Source organism: Sphingomonas sp. 66-10 (genome assembly GCF_001897045.1).
GTDB lineage: Bacteria > Pseudomonadota > Alphaproteobacteria > Sphingomonadales > Sphingomonadaceae > Sphingomonas > Sphingomonas lycopersici.
On sequence record NZ_MKRR01000098.1, the window covers coordinates 127,067 to 147,157 of the forward strand.

General features: G+C 67.8%; 13 protein-coding genes. 9 read left to right on the top strand and 4 right to left on the bottom strand.

The features are described 5' to 3' along the window. Nucleotides 1-74: 74 nt before the first annotated feature. From dnaG to BGN95_RS09345, 4 genes are all read left to right on the top strand, one after another. Complete coding sequence (gene dnaG, locus BGN95_RS09330) at nucleotides 75-1,952, top strand: DNA primase (protein ID WP_265312163.1); 1,878 nt, start codon at nucleotides 75-77, stop codon at nucleotides 1,950-1,952. Beyond that, the gene (gene rpoD / locus BGN95_RS09335; RefSeq protein ID WP_265312164.1) at nucleotides 1,952-3,976 is read left to right on the top strand and encodes an RNA polymerase sigma factor RpoD; all 2,025 of its coding nucleotides are present in this window, start codon (nucleotides 1,952-1,954) and stop codon (nucleotides 3,974-3,976) included. Before dnaG ends, rpoD begins: the two co-directional genes overlap by 1 nt. A 470-nt stretch (nucleotides 3,977-4,446) precedes the next feature. Beyond that, entirely contained in the window at nucleotides 4,447-5,334 is an 888-nt protein-coding gene (locus tag BGN95_RS09340; RefSeq protein ID WP_286772462.1) for a hypothetical protein, read from the top strand. Between the two features lie 127 nt (nucleotides 5,335-5,461). Continuing rightward, nucleotides 5,462-6,121 (top strand): DUF6975 family protein, encoded by a 660-nt coding sequence (locus tag BGN95_RS09345; protein WP_265268304.1) that lies wholly within the window; start codon nucleotides 5,462-5,464, stop codon nucleotides 6,119-6,121. 190 nt (nucleotides 6,122-6,311) lie between these two features. Here BGN95_RS09345 and BGN95_RS09350 read toward each other — a convergent pair whose 3' ends face one another. Both BGN95_RS09350 and BGN95_RS09355 read right to left on the bottom strand, forming a co-directional pair. Beyond that, nucleotides 6,312-7,691: a DNA recombination protein RmuC gene (locus BGN95_RS09350; RefSeq protein ID WP_265312166.1), complete on the bottom strand. Its 1,380-nt coding sequence runs from the start codon at nucleotides 7,689-7,691 to the stop codon at nucleotides 6,312-6,314. A 171-nt stretch (nucleotides 7,692-7,862) separates the two neighbouring features. Then, complete coding sequence (locus tag BGN95_RS09355) at nucleotides 7,863-9,128, bottom strand: M24 family metallopeptidase (protein WP_265312167.1); 1,266 nt, start codon at nucleotides 9,126-9,128, stop codon at nucleotides 7,863-7,865. A 72-nt stretch (nucleotides 9,129-9,200) separates the two neighbouring features. Between BGN95_RS09355 and BGN95_RS09360 the strand changes: the two genes are divergently transcribed. Next, the gene (locus BGN95_RS09360) at nucleotides 9,201-10,463 is read left to right on the top strand and encodes a dicarboxylate/amino acid:cation symporter (protein ID WP_179511828.1); all 1,263 of its coding nucleotides are present in this window, start codon (nucleotides 9,201-9,203) and stop codon (nucleotides 10,461-10,463) included. Here BGN95_RS09360 and recG read toward each other — a convergent pair. Further along, nucleotides 10,446-12,497 (bottom strand): ATP-dependent DNA helicase RecG, encoded by a 2,052-nt coding sequence (gene recG / locus BGN95_RS09365; protein WP_286772463.1) that lies wholly within the window; start codon nucleotides 12,495-12,497, stop codon nucleotides 10,446-10,448. The genes BGN95_RS09360 and recG overlap by 18 nt on opposite strands. Before the next feature lie 120 nt (nucleotides 12,498-12,617). Between recG and BGN95_RS09370 the strand changes: the two genes are divergently transcribed. Together BGN95_RS09370 and mfd are read left to right on the top strand one after the other, a co-directional pair. Continuing rightward, nucleotides 12,618-12,884 carry an FAD assembly factor SdhE gene (locus BGN95_RS09370; RefSeq protein WP_179511830.1) on the top strand — a complete coding sequence of 89 codons (267 nt, stop codon included), beginning with the start codon at nucleotides 12,618-12,620 and terminating at the stop codon, nucleotides 12,882-12,884. 146 nt (nucleotides 12,885-13,030) lie between these two features. Then, a complete protein-coding gene (mfd, locus tag BGN95_RS09375) occupies nucleotides 13,031-16,486 on the top strand; it encodes a transcription-repair coupling factor (protein WP_286772464.1) in 3,456 nt (1,151 codons plus the stop codon). On the opposite strand, the gene BGN95_RS09380 is transcribed toward mfd, so the two are convergent. Next, complete coding sequence (locus BGN95_RS09380; protein ID WP_286772465.1) at nucleotides 16,437-18,077, bottom strand: GGDEF domain-containing phosphodiesterase; 1,641 nt, start codon at nucleotides 18,075-18,077, stop codon at nucleotides 16,437-16,439. The two genes, mfd and BGN95_RS09380, sit on opposite strands and share 50 nt — an antisense overlap. A 158-nt stretch (nucleotides 18,078-18,235) precedes the next feature. On the opposite strand from BGN95_RS09380, the gene moaA reads away from it, so the two are divergent. Then, a complete protein-coding gene (gene moaA, locus BGN95_RS09385) occupies nucleotides 18,236-19,252 on the top strand; it encodes a GTP 3',8-cyclase MoaA (protein ID WP_265312171.1) in 1,017 nt (338 codons plus the stop codon). After that, nucleotides 19,249-20,028: an NAD kinase gene (locus tag BGN95_RS09390; RefSeq protein WP_179511834.1), complete on the top strand. Its 780-nt coding sequence runs from the start codon at nucleotides 19,249-19,251 to the stop codon at nucleotides 20,026-20,028. Before moaA ends, BGN95_RS09390 begins: the two co-directional genes overlap by 4 nt. Nucleotides 20,029-20,091: the final 63 nt, after the last annotated feature.

Below are 20,091 nucleotides of genomic sequence, written 5' to 3' on the forward strand. Positions count from 1 at the left end.
GGGTAGAGAGCGGGCGACCGCGTTAAATTTCATTGCGGGCGGAGAGCTCCCGGCGCATAGGGTATAATGCGCGGGTGAGTCTCTCCCCCGCCTTTCTCGACGAGTTGCGTGCCCGCACCTCGCTGTCGACGCTGATCGGCAAGACGGTGAAGCTCACCAAGGCCGGGCGCGAGTACAAGGGCTGCTGCCCCTTCCACAACGAAAAGACGCCGAGCTTCTACGTCAACGACGAGAAGGGCTTCTATCATTGCTTCGGCTGCTCGGCGCACGGCGATGCGATTCGCTGGATGACCGATCAGCGCGGGCTGCCGTTCATCGATGCGGTGAAGGACCTCGCCGCCGCCGCCGGGCTCGACGTCCCCGCCCCCGACCCGCGCGCCGCGCAGCGTGCCGAGCGGCAGAAGGGGCTCCACGACGCGATGGCCGAGGCGCAGGCCTGGTTCGTCACCCAACTTTCCGGCATCTCGGGCGGCGAGGCGCGTGCGCTGATCGAGCGGCGCGGGCTGACCACCGAGACGGCGCGCGACTTCGGTCTCGGCTTCGCCCCCGACGCGCGCGGCAAATTGCGCACCGCGCTCAAGGATTATGGCGACGCCGCGCTGATCGAGGCCGGGTTGCTGATCAGCGTCGAGAATAAGGAGCCCTATGATCGCTTCCGCGGCCGGCTGATGATCCCGATCCGCGATCCGCGCGGGCGGGTGATCGCGTTCGGCGGCCGCGTGATCGGTGACGGCGAACCGAAGTACCTCAACTCCCCCGATACGCCGCTCTTCGACAAGGGGCGCACGCTCTACAACCTCGATCGCGCCGCGCCGGCCGCGCGCAAGGCGGGGCGCGTGTTCGTGGTCGAGGGCTATATGGACGTGATCGCGCTGGCGCAGGCCGGAGTGGCCGAAGCGGTCGCCCCGCTCGGCACCGCGCTGACCGAACATCAGCTTGAGCGCCTGTGGCGGATGGTCGACGTGCCAATCCTGTGCTTCGACGGCGACGCCGCCGGGCAGAAAGCCGCGATCCGCGCCGCACATCGCGCACTGCCGATGCTCGCGCCGGGGTGCAGCCTCGCCTTCGTCACCCTCCCCGACGGGCAGGACCCCGACGATCTGGTCAAGGCGAAGGGCGCCGCTGCGTTCGAGGCGTTGGTGCGCGATGCCGAGCCTTTGGTCGATCGGCTGTGGAAGCACGAATTCGCCGCCGAGCCGCTCAACACCCCCGAACAGCGCGCCGGACTGCGCCGCCGCCTCACCGAACTGGCGCAGGCGATCGCCGACCCTTCGGTACGCAGCGAATATCAGAACGAATTCCGCCACCGTTTCGACACCGCCTTCGCGCGCGCGCCTGCCGCGCGTGGCAACTTCACGCCGCGCGCCGCGGGTCGTCCCGGTCAGCGCTGGGCGCCCCCGCCGCTGCCGATCACCGAGGATGCCAAGGCGGTCCGCGCCGCGGGCGGGATCGATCGCGTGCTCGCCAAGGCGGTGCTCGCCGGTCTGATCCGTCACCCGGCGGAGATCGCGCGGCATATGGAGGTGCTGGGTAGCCTGCGCTTCGTCGATGGCGCGCTCGGGCGATTGTTCGAGGCCGTGGTCGATGTCGCGCTGGAGGATCGCGCGCTTGATAGCGGGCGGCTCGTTACCATATTGGCGCGGTCGGGTTTCGAAACAGTGGCTTCAGACCTGCTGCGGGCCGATACGATGCCATATAGTTTCACGCAGCGGACGGGGGATGAAAACCAGGCGCGCGCCGACCTCGATGAGGCGATCGCGATCCTGGTGGCCGGCCCGGAGGTGAATGCGGCGCTCGCGGAGGCAACTGCCGCGATGCAGGCGCGTTTCACCGACGAGGCGTTCGAGCGACAGGTAGCATTGGTGAAGGAAAAGCAGGCGTTGGAGCTTCGGCTTGCAAATCTCGTGCAGTCGAACGAAGACGCCCGCGCTTTTGGTTCCGAGGACGATTGATGGTGAAAGTGAACGGTAGCGGTGGCGACGATGCGACGGATGTGGCCGATGCCCCGCTGATCGATTTGAACGATGCCAACGTCAAGAAGCTGATCGCCCGCGCCAAAAAGCGCGGCTACATCACCTATGACCAGCTCAACGAGGCGCTGCCGCAGGACCAGATGTCCTCCGACCAGCTCGAGGACATCATGTCCGCGCTCAACGAAATGGGCGTGAACATCGTCGAGAACGAAGAGCAGGGCGAGGACGGCGAGGAGCAGGAAGCCGACGACGAGATCGATTCGGTCGATTCCGATCAGGAAAACGCGCCCGTCATCGAGAAGAAAAAGGAAACGGTCGATCGCACCGACGACCCCGTGCGCATGTACCTGCGCGAGATGGGGGCGGTCGAGCTCTTGAGCCGCGAAGGCGAGATCGCCATCGCCAAGCGCATCGAGGCAGGTCGCGACACGATGATCCTGGGGCTGTGCGAAAGCCCGATCACCTTCAACGCGATCATCGACTGGTCGACCCAGCTCAACGAAGGCACGATGCAGTTGCGCGAGATCCTCGATCTCGACGCGATGCTCTCCAAGGGTCCGTCGGCCGAGCAGGTCGAGGGCGCCGAGGACGACACGTCGGGCGAGATCAGCGAATCGAGCGCCGGCCCCTCCTACAAGGAGGAGGAAGAGCCCGAGGAAGAAGCGTCGTCCGACGAGGATGACGAGCTGACCGAACGTCGTGCGCGCCGTCCGGCCGAGGAAGAGGACGAGGACAATACCTTGTCGCTCGCGCAGATGGAGGAGACGCTCAAGCCGCAGGCGCTGGAGAAGTTCGCCAATATCACCGCGATCTACAAGAAATTCTCCAAGATGCAGCTCCAGCGGCTGGAGGCGATGGGCGCCGGCGGCGAGCTCGCGGTGGTCGAGGAGCGCAAATATCAGAAATTGCGCGAGGAGCTCACCGCCGAGGTGGAGAGCGTCCAGTTCCACAACGCCAAGATCGAATATCTCGTCGACCAGCTCTACAGCTTCAACCGGCGCCTCACCGCGCTCGGCGGGCAGATGCTGCGTCTGGCCGAGCGCCACAAGGTGAGCCGCAAGGACTTCCTCGATCGCTATATGGGCCACGAGCTGGACGACACCTTCCTCCAGTCGGTCAACGGGCTCGACAAGAAGTGGACCGCCTTCGCCACCAACGAGGCGGGCGCGGTCGAGCGCATCCGCACCGAAATCGCCGAGATCGCGCAGCAGACCGGGATGGCGCTCGGCGAGTTCCGCCGCATCGTCAACATGGTCCAGAAGGGCGAGCGCGAGGCGCGGATCGCCAAGAAGGAAATGGTCGAGGCCAATCTGCGCCTCGTCATCTCGATCGCCAAGAAATATACCAACCGCGGGCTGCAGTTCCTGGATCTCATCCAGGAGGGCAATATCGGCCTGATGAAGGCGGTCGATAAGTTCGAATATCGCCGCGGTTACAAATTCTCGACCTATGCCACCTGGTGGATCCGCCAGGCGATCACCCGCTCGATCGCCGATCAGGCGCGGACGATCCGTATCCCGGTGCATATGATCGAGACGATCAACAAGCTGGTCCGCACCAGCCGCCAGTTCCTCCACGAGCAGGGCCGCGAGCCGACCCCGGAGGAAATGGCCGAGCGTCTGTCGATGCCGCTCGAAAAGGTGCGCAAGGTGATGAAGATCGCCAAGGAGCCGATCTCCCTCGAAACGCCGATCGGCGACGAGGAGGATTCGCACCTCGGCGATTTCATCGAGGACAAGAATGCGGTGATCCCGGTCGACGCGGCGATCCAGGCCAATCTCAAGGAGACGGTCACCCGCGTTCTCGCCAGCCTCACCCCGCGTGAGGAGCGTGTGCTGCGCATGCGCTTCGGGATCGGGATGAACACCGATCACACGCTGGAAGAGGTCGGCCAGCAGTTCAGCGTGACGCGCGAGCGTATCCGCCAGATCGAGGCCAAGGCGCTGCGCAAGCTCAAGCACCCGAGCCGCAGCCGCAAGATGCGGTCGTTCCTCGATCAATAACGCGGCGCTGACACCGTGAAACAGAGCAAGGGCGGTCCGAAAGGGCCGCCCTTCGCTTTTGCCGAGACGGGAATCCCCCGGCGGCACGGGGGTGCGATGCCGCCGGGGGCCGCACAAAGCCCGGAGCGGGGCCGTGCGGCTTGCACCGGATGCGGTGAATCGGGACCGAACCTTCACCGTCATCCTGCCGATCGGCTTTCAAGGAGGGGAGCCGCCGTCGACAGGCTTGTTCTACCCGCCGGACGATTGCCGCCCGGTCGACGGATCACGCGCCTATTCCGCGCGAAATGCGTATCCCGGTGTCCCGCACCTGGTCTGGACTCCCGCAGTCGTGGAGCACATTCAGATGAGATCGCCTTGCCCGATTTTACCTCCACATCGGGGGCGAACCGCGCAATTTGCCGGGCAACCCGGCCCGATCTGACGCCAATCCATTGCCGCTCCCCGCGCGCCGCGCGCAGAATCGCGACATGCCGATTCCCGATCAGCTCCGGCAGCGCGGCGATCAGCGCGTCACCGCTTCGCAGCTCGTGCGGAATTTCGGCCTGTGGCAGGAACGGGCGGCACGCGGCCCGGTCTATGTTCTCCACCGCGGACGCCCGCGGCTGGTGCTCACCTCGATCGACCTGATGGATGCGTTGTGCACGCCGCATGTGGCGCCTCGGGCGGATGATTCTGCGCTCGCCACCTTGCTCGATGCCGACGGATCGATCGCACTGATCCTCGATCGCGAGGGCGATATCCTGTTGGCGAGCGCAGCCGCGCGTGCGCGTTTCGGGGAGACGCTGCGGCGCGGCGCACACCCGGGGGCCTTGGATAGAACCGGCGGCGAGCTACTCGACGCCGCGGCGGCGCGCGTCATCGCGAGCGGCATCGCCGAAACGATCGAGATCATGCCCGACGCCTTTCCCTCGCGCCGCCTGCGCTGCCGGCTCTCCCCCTTTCCCGACGGTTGCCTGTTGCGCGCCACCGACATGACCGCCGAACAGGCGCTGGCGGCGGCGCAGGCACGCGCGCGCGCCGTTCATGCCGCCGGCGAATCGGCCGGGGCGATCGCGGTGCGGCTGAGCCTGCGCGGCTATGTCGTCGCGCCCGGCGCCGCGCTCGCTGCGCTAACCGGGGTGTCCCGGGAGGCCCTGGCGACCGCGCGGTTCGCCTCGCTGCTGGCGGTGGCGAGCCGGGTGGCGGTCGGCGAGGCGATCGAAGCCGTCGCCGGTGACGGCATCGCGCGCCGGGTCGACGCCGAATGCCTGGTCGACGGCGCCACCGCCATTTCCGTCACGCTCGGGCTTGCCGCGGCGGCGATCGACGGCCGGATCGAGGAACTGGTCGCCACCATCGTTCGTCGTATCGCATAAACCCCCTCTTTACGTCGTTGGGTTAGGCAAATGGCTTGCGCAGGGCCCGACTCGACACGGCAAGTACCGTTCGGGCGTGCCCCCTAACCAACGCGCGCGTGTATTGTGCGCTGGACGAGGGACGATCGTGGCAAGTGTAACTGACCCCGCAACCATTTCGCTCGGCGAATCCGTGGCGACGCTCGTCGACGCCGACGGCACCGGCAACACCGGCTGGCCGACCGCGCTCGCTTATCCGGGGGCGCCGCTGCGTGATCTCGCCGATGCGGTGCATAATATCTGTGCGCTGCACGGCATGGCGCCGAGCATCGTCGAACAGGCGAGCGAAGCGCCTGGCCCCGACGAACTGCGCGCGTGGTTGCGGACGACGGCCATTGCTTTCGACGAGGAACGGACTCTGCTCGCCGCGCTGGTCGCCGCGGTCGGCCCGCTGCCCTCGACCCCGGGTCAGGCGCAATCGGAGGCGACGGTGCTGGCGCAACGTCATGCGCTGGCGATGCTTGCGGTGTCGGATCGCGTCGGATGCGCGGCAGGCGCGGCGGCGGCCTTCCTGCTCGACTGGAGCGCGATCCGCCGCATCCTCGCGCTGGCCGGCGATCGCGTCGGAACCCGCCTCCCGCCGAGCCCGCTGCCGCGCGCGAGCGCGGTGATCGCGGCGCTCGCGGCATTGGGCGACGCCAGCGGTACCCAGCGAGCGGTCACTTTCGGCGCGCAACAATTGCTCGCGCAGCATCGCGGGCTGTGGGAATTGCTCGATGCCCGTGCCTCGGCGCGGCGTGGGAATTAACGCCCCGTCCGAAGAACAGGATCACCTATCCTCCGTTCAGGGCGAACGGTTCATATCTGGCGCGGCATTCCCTTCCCGTCACCCCGGCCTTGAGCCGGGATCCATCGGGAGGCAGGCGCGAAGCAAGAGGTTCTGGCCGAAACGCCCGAGGCACAATGGATCCCGGCTCAAGGCGGGATGACGGGCGGGCTCACTCCGCGATCAGCGGCCGCTCGCTCTCGTCCTCGGCATGCCCCGCGAGCAACTCGACCGGGGAGATCGTCTCGATCTCGCGCGCGCCGGGCTCGATATTGAGGTCGCGCAGCTTGCGCGCGCTCACCAGCGCGCGCGATTCGAAGCTCGCGACGAAGCCGTTGTAATTCTTCACCGCTGTGTTGAGCCCGCTCCCGACGACGCGCAGATCGCCGACCGCCTTGGCGAGCCGGTCGTACAATTCCTTGCCCAGCGCACCGATCTGCCGCGCCTCGGTCGCCAGCCGCTCCTGCCGCCACACCGCCGAGACGGTGCGCGCGATCGCGATCAGATTGGTCGGGGTCGCCAGCAGCACGCGCTTGTCGAACGCCGCATCCCATAGGGTCGGATCGTGTTCGAGCGCGGCGGAGAGGAAATGCTCGCCCGGCACGAACATGATGACGTAATCCGGCGCATCGGGGAACTGGCTCCAATAAGCTTTCGCGCCCAAGGTGTTGACGTGCGCGCGCATCGCGTTGGCATGCGCGGTCAGCCCGATCTGGCGCTCCTGCTCGTCGACCGCGGCGAATGCGTCCTGATAGGCGTTGAGCGACACTTTGGCATCGATCACCAAAGATTTGCCGCCCGGCACGCGCACCACCGCATCGGGGCGCAGCCGCTCGCCGTCGTCGCCGGTGACGCTCACCTCGAGCGCGAAATCGGTATGTTCGGCGAGCCCGCAGGTCTCGAGCACGTTGCGCAATTGCTGCTCGCCCCAGCGTCCGCGCGCCTTGGGCGCGGCGCGCAGCGCGTTGACCAGCTTCTGCGCCTCCGCGCGCACCGATTCCTGCCCGACGCGCATCGCCTCGATCTGGCCGTAGAGGGTGCCGAACGCGTCGCGCCGCTCGGCCTCGACCTTGGCCACGCCCTCCTCGTAGCGCTGCAACCGCTCGGTGACCGGCTGGAGCAAGGCGCGCAGCCCCTGCCCCGCGCTTTCCTCCGACTGGCGGAAGCGTTCGTCGGCGCGTTCGAGGAACGCCTTCTGCGCCTCGCCGAGCAGATTGCCCGCGACCTCACGGAAACGGCCGGCCAGATCATCCTTCGCCGCCTTGAACTCGGCGAGCCGCGTCTCAAACGCCGCCGCCTCGGTCTCGCGCCGGGTGACTTCGGTACGCGCCTCGTCGCGCTCGCGGCGCATCGTCTCCAGTTCCGCGCGCAGTCCCTCGGCCGCCTTGGCACGTTCGCTCGCGGCGGCGAGATCGACGATTGCGCGCTTGAATTCCTCGGTGCGCTGGTCGCGCTCTGCCTGCAGCGCCGCAACCTCGCGGCGCGCGACGAACCAGCCGATCGCCAGACCGACGACGAGCGCGACAAGCGCGATGGCAGCGACTTCAATCATCGCCGGAACATAATCGGAACACGACTTAACTGTCTAGGTCGGATCGACATTCGCTCTAAAGCGATTCCCATCACCTATTATCGTCATGCCGGGCTTGATCCGGCATCCAGAGCAACGGGCGATGAGGTTCTTGGCTCTGGATGCCGGGTCCAGCCCGGTATGACGAACTACCTAGACGGGCGTCTCGATCGAGGCGGGCGGCGTGCTGAACCAGCGCGGGCCTTCCGGGGTCATATGGAAGCAATCCTCCAGCCGCACCCCGAATTTGCCGGGCAGATAGAGCCCCGGCTCGTTCGAGAAGCACATGCCCGCGGCGAGCGGGGTCGTCTCGCCGTGGACCAGATTGACCGGCTCATGCCCATCGAGCCCGATGCCGTGCCCGGTGCGATGCGACAGGCCGGGGAGCTTATACCCCGGGCCATAGCCATATTTCTCGTAAAGCGCGCGCACCGCGTCGTCGACCGACCCCGCCGGCGCGCCGATCCGCGCCGCGGCGAGCGCAATGCGCTGCCCTTGCGCGACCTGATCCCACACCTTGCGCTGCGCCGCGCTCGCGCTGCCGTGAACCCAGGTACGCGACACGTCGGACTGATAGCCCTGCACCGTGCAGCCGCAATCCATCAGCACCACTTCGCCTTCGGCGACGCGATGCACCTCGCGGCTGCCGTGCGGATAGGCCGAGGCTTCGCCGACCAGCGCCATCGAGAATTCGACATCGCCGCCCAGCCGGCGCGTCGCCGCAGTCATCAGCGCGCCGATCTCGCCGCCGGTCATGCCCTTTTCGACCCGCGGGTGGACCCAGCGGTACGCGGCGATCGTCACGTCGGTCGCTGCCTGCATCAGCGCGATCTCCGCCGGGGTCTTGATCATCCGGCAGCCGCGCACGATCGGATTGGCGGAGACGAGCTTCACCCCAGGCAACGCCCGGGCCAACCCGTCGAAGGCGAAGAAACGCGCGGTTTCCTCTATGCCGACCGGCCGGCCAGCGAGCTTGCGATCCTTGAGGAACCCGGCGACCACCGCGAGCGGGTTCTGATCCTCCTGCCACACCCGCACCTCGGCCGGGACGGCGAGCGTCTCGCGCACCGACGGTTCCTCGAAGAACGGGGCGACGATGCACGGCTCGCCCTCCGCCGGGATGATCGCCGCGGTCAGCCGCTCGCTGCGATGCCACATCACCCCGGTGAAATAGATCATGCTCGATCCGGGCTCGATCAGCACCGCGCCGATGCCGTGGCGTTGCATCAGCGCTTGTGCGCGGGCGAGCCGCGCCGCGCGCTCCGCGGCGTCGACCGGCTTCACCGCGCGGGTCATGTCGCCCAGCCCGGCCAGATCCGGCTCGGCGGCGCGGAGCACCCCCGCAAAGCTCGCGAGCGGCAGCAAAGCAGCGGCCCCGAGCAGGCCACGGCGCGTCGGCAGAAAACGATGGATCGTCATGACGAAGCGATACGGCGCTTGACCGCGCGGCAGCAATCCCCTTTGCCTCCGCGGCACATATCGGGAGGGCATATGGGCAAGAGGCTGACCACCTATATCTTCATCGCGTTGTTGCTGGGCCTGGTGGTCGGGCTGGCGCTCAATATGGCGATCGGCGACGGCTCGGCGCCGGCGCAGGCCCGGCTCGAGGAGATCGCGGGCTATTTCTCGATCGTCACCGCGATCTTCCTGCGGCTGATCAAGATGATCATCGCCCCGCTGGTTTTCTCCACGCTCGTCGCGGGGATCGCGCAGATGGGGGATACCAAGGCGCTGGGCCGGATCGGTATCCGCAGCCTCGGGTGGTTCATCGGCGCCAGCCTGTTGTCGCTCGGACTCGGGCTCCTGCTGGTCAATCTGTTCCAGCCGGGGGTCGGGGTGCATCTGACGCTCCCGGCGGCGAGCGCGGCGACGGGGGTCGAAACCGGCGCGTTCAACCTCAAGGATTTCATCTCGCATATCTTCCCGACCTCGATGGTCGACGCGATGGCGAAGAATGAGATCCTGCAGATCGTGATCCTCTCGATCTTCGTCGGGGTGGCGATCACCGCGGTCGGGGAAAAGGCCGAGCCCCTGGTCCGCGCGATCGACGCGCTGGTGCATGTGATGCTCCAGATCACCGATTATGTGATGCGCTTCGCCCCCTTCGCGGTGTTCGCCGCGGTCGCCGGGACACTCACCGAGCGCGGGCCGAAGGTGATCGGCCAGCTCGCCTATTTCATGGGCAGCTTCTATCTCTCGCTGTTGATCCTCTGGGCGATCCTGCTCGGGATCGGCGCCTTGTTCATCGGGCGGCGGATCGTCGACCTGACGCGGCAGGTGCGCGAGCCGTTGCTGGTCGCTTTCTCCACCGCTTCATCCGAGGCCGCCTATCCGCGGATGCTCGAGGCGCTCGAGCGGTTCGGCGTCCCGCCGCGCGTCGCGAGCTTCGTGCTGCCGCTCGGCTATTCGTTCAACCTCGACGGCTCGATGATCTATATGGGGTTCGCCTCTCTGTTCATCGCGCAGGCCTATGGCATCCATCTGCCGATCGAAACGCAGATCACGATGCTGCTGGTGCTGATGGTCACCTCGAAGGGGATCGCCGGGGTGCCGCGTGCGAGCCTCGTCGTGATCGCGGCGACCTTGCCGATGTTCCATATCCCCGAGGCGGGGCTGTTGCTGATCCTCGCGGTCGACCACTTCCTCGACATGGGGCGGACGGCGACCAACGTGATCGGCAATGCGGTGGCTAGCGCGGTGGTCGCGAAATGGGAGGGCGACCTGCCCCCCGCCGGCTCACCCGGACCGCAATAACGCCACCCCGGCATCGCGCTCGAACAGATAGAGCGCGGTGCGGGCGGCCTGCCCGCGGTCGGCGTCGAGCCCGCCGTCGCGGTCGATCAGCAGCCGCGCATCGTCGGTCGCGGGCGGGAGCAAGGCGCCGAGCTGCTCGGGCGCGACGAGCCGGAACCCCGCCTCCCCCGACTGGCGCGTGCCGAGCAACTCGCCCCCGCCGCGCAGCCTCAGATCCTCTTCGGCGATGCGGAAACCGTCATTGGTCTCGCGCATCAGCGCGAGCCGCGCGCGCGAGGTTTCGGACAAGGCATTACCGCGCAGCAACAGGCACATCGAATGCCCCCCGCCGCGCCCGACCCGCCCGCGCAACTGGTGGAGCTGCGCCAGCCCGAAGCGATCGGCATGTTCGATCACGATCAAGGTGGCATTGGGCACGTCGACCCCCACCTCGATCACCGTCGTCGCGACCAGCACGCCGTGGCGGCCCGCGGCGAAGGCGGCCATCACCGCGTCCTTTTCGGGGCCGCGCATCTTGCCGTGGACCAGCCCGACGCGATCGCCGAAATGCGCGGCGAGCGCCGCGGCGCGCGCCTCGGCGGCGGCGAGATCGACCTTCTCGCTCTCCTCGACCAACGGACAAACCCAATAGGCCTGCTTCCCCTCGGCAAGATGCCGGCCGAGCGCGGCGACCACTTCGTCGACCCGCTCCTCGCTGATCACCCGCGTTTCGACCGGCTCGCGGCCGGGGGGCATTTCGTCGAGCCGGCTCTGATCCATCTCGCCATATTGCGCGAGCGTCAGCGTGCGCGGGATCGGGGTCGCGGTCATCGCCAGCAGATGCGGGGTGACGCGGCCCTTCGCCGACAAGGCCATCCGCTCGGCGACCCCGAAGCGGTGCTGCTCGTCGACCACCACCAGCGCGAGATCGCGATACCCCACCGCTTCCTGGAAGATCGCATGCGTGCCGACGAGGATATCGATCGAGCCGTCCGCCAGCCCCATCAAGGTCGCCTCGCGCGCGCGCCCTTTGTCGCGCCCGGTGAGCACGGCAATCTCCACCGGCAACCCGGCGAGCGTGCGACGCAACGTCTCATAATGCTGCCGCGCGAGGATTTCGGTCGGCGCGAGCATCGCCCCCTGCGCGCCCGCCTCGACCGCGATCAGCAAGGCCAGCGCGGCGACCAATGTCTTGCCCGAGCCGACGTCGCCCTGCAGCAAGCGCAGCATCGGCGCCTCCTGCACCAGATCGCCCTCGATTTCGGCGGCGGTCCGCGCCTGTGCCCCCGTCAGCGCATAAGGCAGCTTGAGCTGGTCGCGCAGCCGCCCGTCGCCTTTCAACGCGCGCCCGCGCCGCCGCCGCGTATCGGCGCGCACCAGCATCAGCGCGAGCTGGTTGGCGAACACCTCGTCATAGCCAAGCCGGGTCCGCGCCGCCTGATCGGCCGGATCGGTGTGGATGCGGGTGATTGCCTCCTTCCAGCCGGGCCATTGGCGCTTGGCCTTCAGCCCCGCGTCGATCCACTCGGGGAGATCGGGCGCCCGCGCCAGCGCCTGCTCGACCAGCCCGGCGAGCCGGCGCGAGGTGATCCCTTCGGACAAAGGATAGATCGGCTCGCGCTCGCGGAATCCCTCGTCGCCCTCGATATCGGGGTGGATGATCTGAAGCTCCTGGCCATAGGTTTCGAGCTTGCCCGAAATCCGCACCGAGGTGCCGAGCGGATAGAGCTTCTTCACCCAACCGGAGGAGCCGCCGAAATAGACCAGGCTGACGATATTCCCCGCCGCATCGGCCGCCTGCACCCGCGTCGGCGCGCGCGCCGAGCCGGTGCTGCGGATATCGCGCGGGGTGAGCGTGATCGCGATCGTCCGCCCCGCGTCGCTCGCATCGAGCCTAGTGCGCGGCAGGCGATCGATCCACCCGGTCGGCAAATGGAATAGCAGATCGACGACGCGCGCGATCCCCAGCCGCTCGAGCGGCTTGGCGAGCGCCGGCCCCACGCCCTTCAACGCGGTCACCTCGGCGAACAACGGATTGAGGATATCGGGTCGCATGGTTATCTGTGCACAGCCCTAACCGTTCGGGTCGAGCTTGCGAAGCCCACGGAAGGAACGACTTTTCCAGAAAGCCGACGGCATTTCGATGCTGCCGGCCATTTTGTCATTGGAGTCCGGATGGACCACGAAATCCGCCTCAAACGCCTGAGGTTCCGCGCCTGGCATCGCGGCACGCGCGAAGCCGATCTGATGATCGGCGGTTTTTTCGACGCGCATCACGCCGGCTGGAGCGCGGCAGAACTCGACTGGTTCGAAACTCTGCTCGAGGAACAGGATGTCGACATCATGGGTTGGGCGATCGGCTCAATCCCCTGCCCGCCGCAATGGGATGGCGCGATGATGCACGCGATGCGCGCGCTGAATTACGTGCAGGTGCCGAAGTGACGTTCCTCCCCTCCCTGGAAGGGAGGGGGCGGGGGTGGGTTGGCCCGCGAGGATGCGGACCGGTGCCCCCCACACCAACCCACCCCTAACCCCTCCCTTCCAGGGAGGGGAACAAGTTAGCCCTCCCGCGCGAGGGCAGGAAATAGATGCCCGAACTCAAGCAGATCCTCGCCGCCACCTCCCCGCTGACGCTTGCGGGCGTCCCTGCGGGTTTCCTGCCGTCGCTGCTCGCCGATCTCGCGCGTGCGGCGCCGCGGCGGGCGGTGTTCATCGCGCCCGACGAGGCGGCGATGCGCGCGATCGCCGCCACCGCGCCGTTCTTCGCGCCCGAGCTGGAGGTGGTGGAATTCCCGGCGTGGGATTGCCTGCCCTACGACCGCGCCTCCCCCACCCTGCGCGTGATGGCCGAGCGGATCGGCGCGCTCCACCGGCTGCAGCAGAAACCGCGCGGCGCGCAGCTCGTCCTCACCACCGCCAATGCCGCGACCCAGCGCACGCTCACCCCGTTCCGCATCCGCCAGCTCGTCGCCAATCTCAAGCCGGGCGAGCGGATCAGCCGCGAACGGCTTGCCGCGCTGCTGCAGGCCAATGGCTATGTCCGCACCGACACGGTGCATGACGCGGGCGAATATGCGATTCGCGGCGGGATCGTCGATCTGTTCCCGAGCGGCGAGGAACAGGCGTTGCGGCTCGATTTCTTCGGCGACGAGATCGAGAGCGTCCGCACCTTCGACCCCGCCGACCAGCGTACCACCGGGCGGATCGACGGCTTCACCCTGCTCCCCGCCTCCGAAGCCTTGCTCGATGACGAGAGCATCAAGCGCTTCCGCACCCGCTATCGCGAGACCTTCGGCGCGACCGCGACCGGCGATCCGCTTTATCAGGCGGTGAGCGACGGGCGACGGCTCGCCGGGATGGAACATTGGCTGCCCTTGTTCGAGGAGAAGCTGGCGAGCATCTTCGATCATCTCGGCGAGGATGCGCTGGTGATCCGCGACAGCGGGGTCACCGCCGCCGCCGAGGCGCGACTTGAGGCGATCGCCGATTATTACGAGAACCGCAAACGCGCCGAGGCCGCCCAGCCCGGCAGTTATCGCGCGCTGACCGCCAAGACGCTCTATCTCGACGATACCGAATGGCGCGCGGGGCTCGACGCGGCGACCGCGCATCTCACCACCTCCTTTCACGAGCCCGAATCCGCCAGCGTGGTCGATTTCGGGGTCGATGGCGCACGCGATTTCGCCCCGGAGCGCGCCGCCGGCACCAATGTCTATGAGGCGGTGGTCGCGCACCTTGCCAAGCTGCGCAAGGACGGCCGGACCCCGGTGCTGGCAAGCTATTCGGTCGGCGCGCGCGACCGGCTCGGCAATCTGCTCAAGGATCACGGGCTGAACGGCGCCAAGCCGGTCGAAACGTGGCAGGAAGCTTTGGGGGTCGGCGAGACGCAGGTCGCGCTGATCGTCCTGCCGCTCGATCATGGCTTCACCGCGCCGCGCGTCGGGTTGCTCACCGAGCAGGACATGCTCGGCGACCGCCTCGTCCGTCGCCAGAAGCGCCGCAAGTCCGCCGATGCCTTTCTCGCCGAGCTGGCGACGCTCTCGCCGGGCGATCTCGTCGTCCACGTCGATCACGGCATCGGCCGCTATGAGGGGCTGACCTCGATCCCGGTCGGCAACGCGCCGCACGATTGCGTCGCGCTGACCTATGCCGGCGGCGACAAGCTCTACGTTCCGGTCGAAAATCTCGAAGTCCTGTCGCGCTACGGGTCAAGCGAGGAAGGCGCTGCGCTCGACAAGCTCGGCGGCGAGGCGTGGCAGCGCCGCAAGGCGCGGATGAAGGAGCGCATCCGCGAGATCGCCGGCGAGCTGATCGCGGTCGCCGCCGAACGTGCGCTGCGCACCGGCGAGGTGGCCGAACCCGACAGCAACGGCTTCCCGACCTTCGTCGATCGCTTCCCTTATGAGGAAACCGACGATCAGGATCGCGCGATCGAGGATGTGCTGGCCGATCTTTCCGCCGGCAAGCCGATGGATCGGCTGATCGTCGGCGATGTCGGCTTCGGCAAGACCGAGGTGGCGCTGCGCGCGGCGTTCGTCGCGGCAATGGCCGGGATGCAGGTCGCGGTCGTGTGCCCCACCACATTGCTCGCGCGCCAGCATTACCAGAATTTCGTCGCGCGCTTCGAGGGCTTCCCGATCAATATCGGGCGCCTCTCCCGCCTCGTCTCGGCCAATGAGGCGAAAACGACCCGCGAGCGGCTCGCCTCGGGCGATCTCGATATCATCATCGGCACGCATGCGGTGCTGGCGAAGGGGGTGGAGTTCAAGCGGCTCGGGCTCGTCATCGTCGACGAGGAGCAGCGTTTCGGCGTCACCCACAAGGAGCGGTTGAAGGCGCTCAAGAGCGACGTCCACGTCCTCACCCTCACCGCCACCCCGATCCCGCGCACCTTGCAGATGGCGATGTCGGGCCTGCGCGAATTGTCGGTGATCCAGACCCCGCCGGTCGACCGCCTCGCAGTGCGCACCTATGTCATGCCGTGGGATCCGGTGGTGCTGCGCGAGGCGTTGCTGCGCGAACATTATCGCGGCGGGCAGAGCTTCCTCGTCACCCCGCGCATCGCCGATCTCCCCGATATCGAGGAGTATCTGCGCAACGAGGTGCCCGAGATCCGCTATGTCATCGCGCACGGCCAGATGGCGGCGGGCGAGGTCGAGGAGCGCATGTCAGCGTTCTACGACAAGAAGTTCGAGGTGCTTGTCTCCACCTCGATCATCGAGAGCGGGATCGACATCCCTTCCGCCAATACGATGATCGTCAACCGCGCAGATCGCTTCGGGCTGGCGCAGCTCTATCAGCTGCGCGGCCGCGTGGGGCGCTCCAAGACGCGCGCCTATGCCTATCTCGTCACCCCGCCCGAACGGCAGATGACCGATGCGGCGGAAAAGCGTCTCAAGGTATTGTCCGATCTCGATTCGCTCGGCGCCGGTTTCCAGCTCGCCAGCCACGATCTCGATATCCGCGGCGCGGGCAATCTGCTCGGCGACGAACAATCAGGGCATATCAAGGAAGTCGGCTACGAACTTTACCAGTCGATGCTGGAGGAGGCGATCCTCGACGCCAAGGCGGGCGGGCTCGCCGAACGCAAGCGCGATTTCTCGCCGCAGATCACCGTCGACGCGCCGATCCTGATCCCCGAGGACTATGTCCCCGATCTCGATCTGCGCATGGGGCTCTATCGCCGGCTCAACGAGCTCGACGACAAACAGGCGCTGGAGGCGTTCGCCGCCGAGATGATCGACCGTTTCGGCGCGCTTCCCGACGCAACCGAAAATCTCATCCGCGTGATCGAGATCAAGATGAACGCCAAAAAGGCGTGCGTCGCGAAGATGGATATCGGGCCGAAGGGCGCGCTGGTCACCTTCCACGACGATCGTCCGCCCAATGTCGAGGGGCTGCTCGCTTATGTTCAGCGGCTGGGGGCGATCGCCAAGCTCAGGCCGGACTCGAAATTCGCGCTGACGCGTTCATGGGCTGACGCCGATGCGCGGCTCAACGGTGCGCTGCAATTGTCGAAAGGGCTGGCGAAGGCCGCGGGTTGAGCGTCCAGCCCGCGACCAGCGCGGCGAGCCCCGCGCTGTCGAGCGCGCCGGCGCAGAGATAGCCCTGGTAGAGATCGCATCCCTCGCCCGCGAGCAGATCGCGCTCCATCGCGGTTTCCACTCCCTCGGCGATCGTCGCGAGCCCCAGCGCATGCGCCATCGCGATCACCCCGCGGACGATCACCCGGTCGCGCGCCGATCCGGCGATGTCGCGCGTCAGGCTGCGGTCGATCTTGAGGTAATCGAGCGGCAGCGCCTTGAGATAGGCGAGGCTCGAATAACCGGTGCCGAAATCGTCGATCGCGACGCGCACCTCCTGCTCGCGCAACGCCCCCAGCGCGGCGGCGGCCACGTCGAGGTCGCCGATCAGCCCCGTCTCGGTGATCTCGGCGGTGACGCGCGCGCGCGCGATACCGCTTTCCGCGACATGATCGAGGAAGCGCGCAACGAAATCGGGCCGCGCGACATCGGCCGCGGTGACGTTGACCGAGATGCGCAGTTCCGCGAGCGTCGCCGGCCAGTCAGACGCGGCGCCCAGCGCGCGCATCAGGATATGTTCCGACAGCGCCGCCCCGAGATCGGCGCGGTCAGCGGCGGCGAACAACGTCTCCGCCCCCAGGATACCGAGCATCGGATGATCCCAGCGCGCCAGCGCCTCGACCCCGGTGATCGCCCCCGAGGCCAGCGTCACCTGCGGCTGGAACAGGATCGCAATCTCCTGGCGCTCGATCGCGCGATGCAGATCGGCGGCGAGCCGGGCGAGCGGTGCGGCATGCGAGCGGGCCGCCTGGCGCACCGCGCCGCCGTCGCGTGCCGGCTCCAGCGCCTCGCGCGCGCGGGTCGGCAGATCGTCGACCTGGCCGCCGTTCGCCGCGCGTGCGACCCCGATCCGCGCGCCGAGATTGACCATCGCGTCGCCGGTATCGAACGGCCGCGCCAGCGCGGTCTCGATCGCCGCCACCACCGTCGCCAGCGCCGCCTCGTCCGCCGCAAGCGCGATCTCGAACAACGCGCCGTCGCCGCGGGCGATCTGGCGATCCCTCGGCGCGACCGGCGACAATGCCTCGACGATCCGCGCGAACGCCGCCGCGAGCAACGCATCGCCGGTCGAGCGCCCGAATGCCGCATTGACGATATCGAACCGCGTCAGGCGGATCGCGATCATCGCCAGCGCGGTGCCGTCCGCCGCGCGCGCGGCGAGGAAACGCGCCACCTCGCCCGGCGCCGCCTCGTCGATCCGTCGCGCGCGCGCCTGACGCCGCACGCGCCGCGCGTGACGCCCGGCGAAGCGCAGCGAGCGCAGCAACGCCGCGGGCTCGTCGCCCACCACCGCATGCGTCGCACCCGCATCATAGGCCGTGTCACGCGCGGCATCGTTCGTGACGATCGCGAGCAGCCCCGATTGTTCCTCGAACGCGACCCCGGCCAGCGCCGCCAGCGTCGTCATCTCGCGGCGCGCGTCGACCAGCCGGACGAGCGGCGCGGTGTCCGTGCTTACCCAGCCGGCGGCGGCGAGGAGCGGCTCAAGCGCCGCGCGCGCCGCGTCGGGCGCGATGGCAATCGTATAGGTCGGTGTAGTAAAGGCCGGCATCGGCGCCTGTGTTAGCGCTCCGCCGCCGCCGCGCCAATCGTCACGCACGTCCCGATATGAGTCATTTCGGGACCGGTTCTTTTGCACTCCCCTCCCGACCAGGAAGGGGAGTTGAGGCTTGCCGCACCGGGTCGGAGCGCCTAGCTCTATGGACGAAGATGACCGCGGCCCCCGCTCCTTCCGCGCCCGGTGCGCTTGTCGACGGCTTCGGCCGCACGATCCGCTATTTGCGTGTCTCGGTCACCGATCGCTGCGATCTGCGCTGCCGCTATTGCATGGCGGAGAAGATGACCTTCCTGCCGCGCGCGCAGGTGCTGACGCTGGACGAAATCGCGATCATCGCCGAGCGCTTCATCGCGCGCGGGGTACGCAAGATCCGTTTGACCGGCGGCGAGCCTTTGGTGCGCCGCGACGTGACCGATCTGGTGCAAAGGCTCGGCGGGCATGTCGGGAACGGGCTCGACGAACTGACGCTGACCACCAATGCCACGCGGCTCGCCGATCACGCCGATGCGCTGTTCGATGCGGGGGTGCGGCGCATCAACGTCAGCCTCGACAGCCGTGATCCCGAGCGCTTCCGCTATATCACGCGGCACGGCGACGTCGCGCAGGTGCTCGCCGGCATCGCCGCCGCACAGGCCGCCGGGTTGCGCGTCAAGATCAACATGGTTGCGCTCAAGGGGCTCAACGAGGACGAGATTCCCGCGATGCTCGACTGGTGCGTCGCCGAAGGACTCGATCTGACGCTGATCGAGACGATGCCGCTCGGCACGATCGATGAGGATCGCGCCGATCGCTTCGTCCCGCTGTCGGCGGTGTTCGAGCGCCTCGCCGCGCACCGCGAGCTGGCGCGCGATGCCGGCAGCACCGGCGGTCCGGCGCGTTACTGGCGCGTCGGCGACAGCAAGACCCGGCTCGGGCTGATCTCCCCGCTCACCAACAATTTCTGCGACGGCTGCAACCGCGTGCGGCTGACCACCGAAGGGCGGCTGTTCTCGTGCCTCGGTCATGACGATCACGCCGACCTCAAGACCGCGCTGCGCACCGGCGGAATCGCCGGGCTCGATGCCGCGATCGATGCGGCGATCGCCGCCAAGCCGCAGGCGCACGATTTCCGCATCGCGCGCGGCGGCGCTCCCGCGGTATCGCGCCACATGAGCGTGACCGGCGGATGACCAGCTATCTTCGGCGGGCGCTGGTCGCCTCGCCCACCGCCCAGGCGCAGGCCGCGCGCGCCGAATTGCGCGACGCATGGGATTGGTGCCCGATCGACGAGGCCGATCTGGTCATTGCATTGGGCGGCGACGGTTTCCTGCTCCAGACGCTCCACGCGATGCTCGAGGCGCGCCGCCCCCCGCCCCCCGTGTTCGGGATGAACCTCGGCACGATCGGGTTCCTGATGAACGAATGGCGCCGGCACGGACTCGACGACCGGCTCGATCGCGCGCGCGCGTTCAAGGTGACGCCGCTGATGATGACTGCGACGGGGATCGACGGCCGCATCCACGCGCTCCCCGCGATCAACGAGGTGTCGCTGCTGCGCGAAACGCGGCAGACCGCGAAGATCGAGGTGACGGTCAACGATCGCATCGTGCTGGAGGAACTGGCCTGCGACGGCATCCTCGTCGCCACCCCCGCCGGCTCGACCGCCTATAATCTTTCCGCGCACGGCCCGATCCTGCCGCTCGGCTCGGCGATGCTCGCGCTCACCCCGATCAGCGCGTTCCGCCCGCGGCGCTGGCGCGGCGCGATCCTGCCCGATCGCGCGCGCGTCTCGCTGCGCATCCTCGAACCCGGCAAGCGCCCGGTCTCCGCGGTGGCCGATCAGCGCGAGATTCGCGATGTCGCACAGGTGGATATTGCGATGGACCGCGCGCGCGAACTGACCTTGCTGTTCGATCCCGAACATGCGCTCGACGACCGAATTACGATGGAACAGTTCATCGCGTGAAAATCATCGCGAAACGGGGGTTGCATCTCTGAAACGGCCGGCTATAGACGCGCCTCCCGCAAG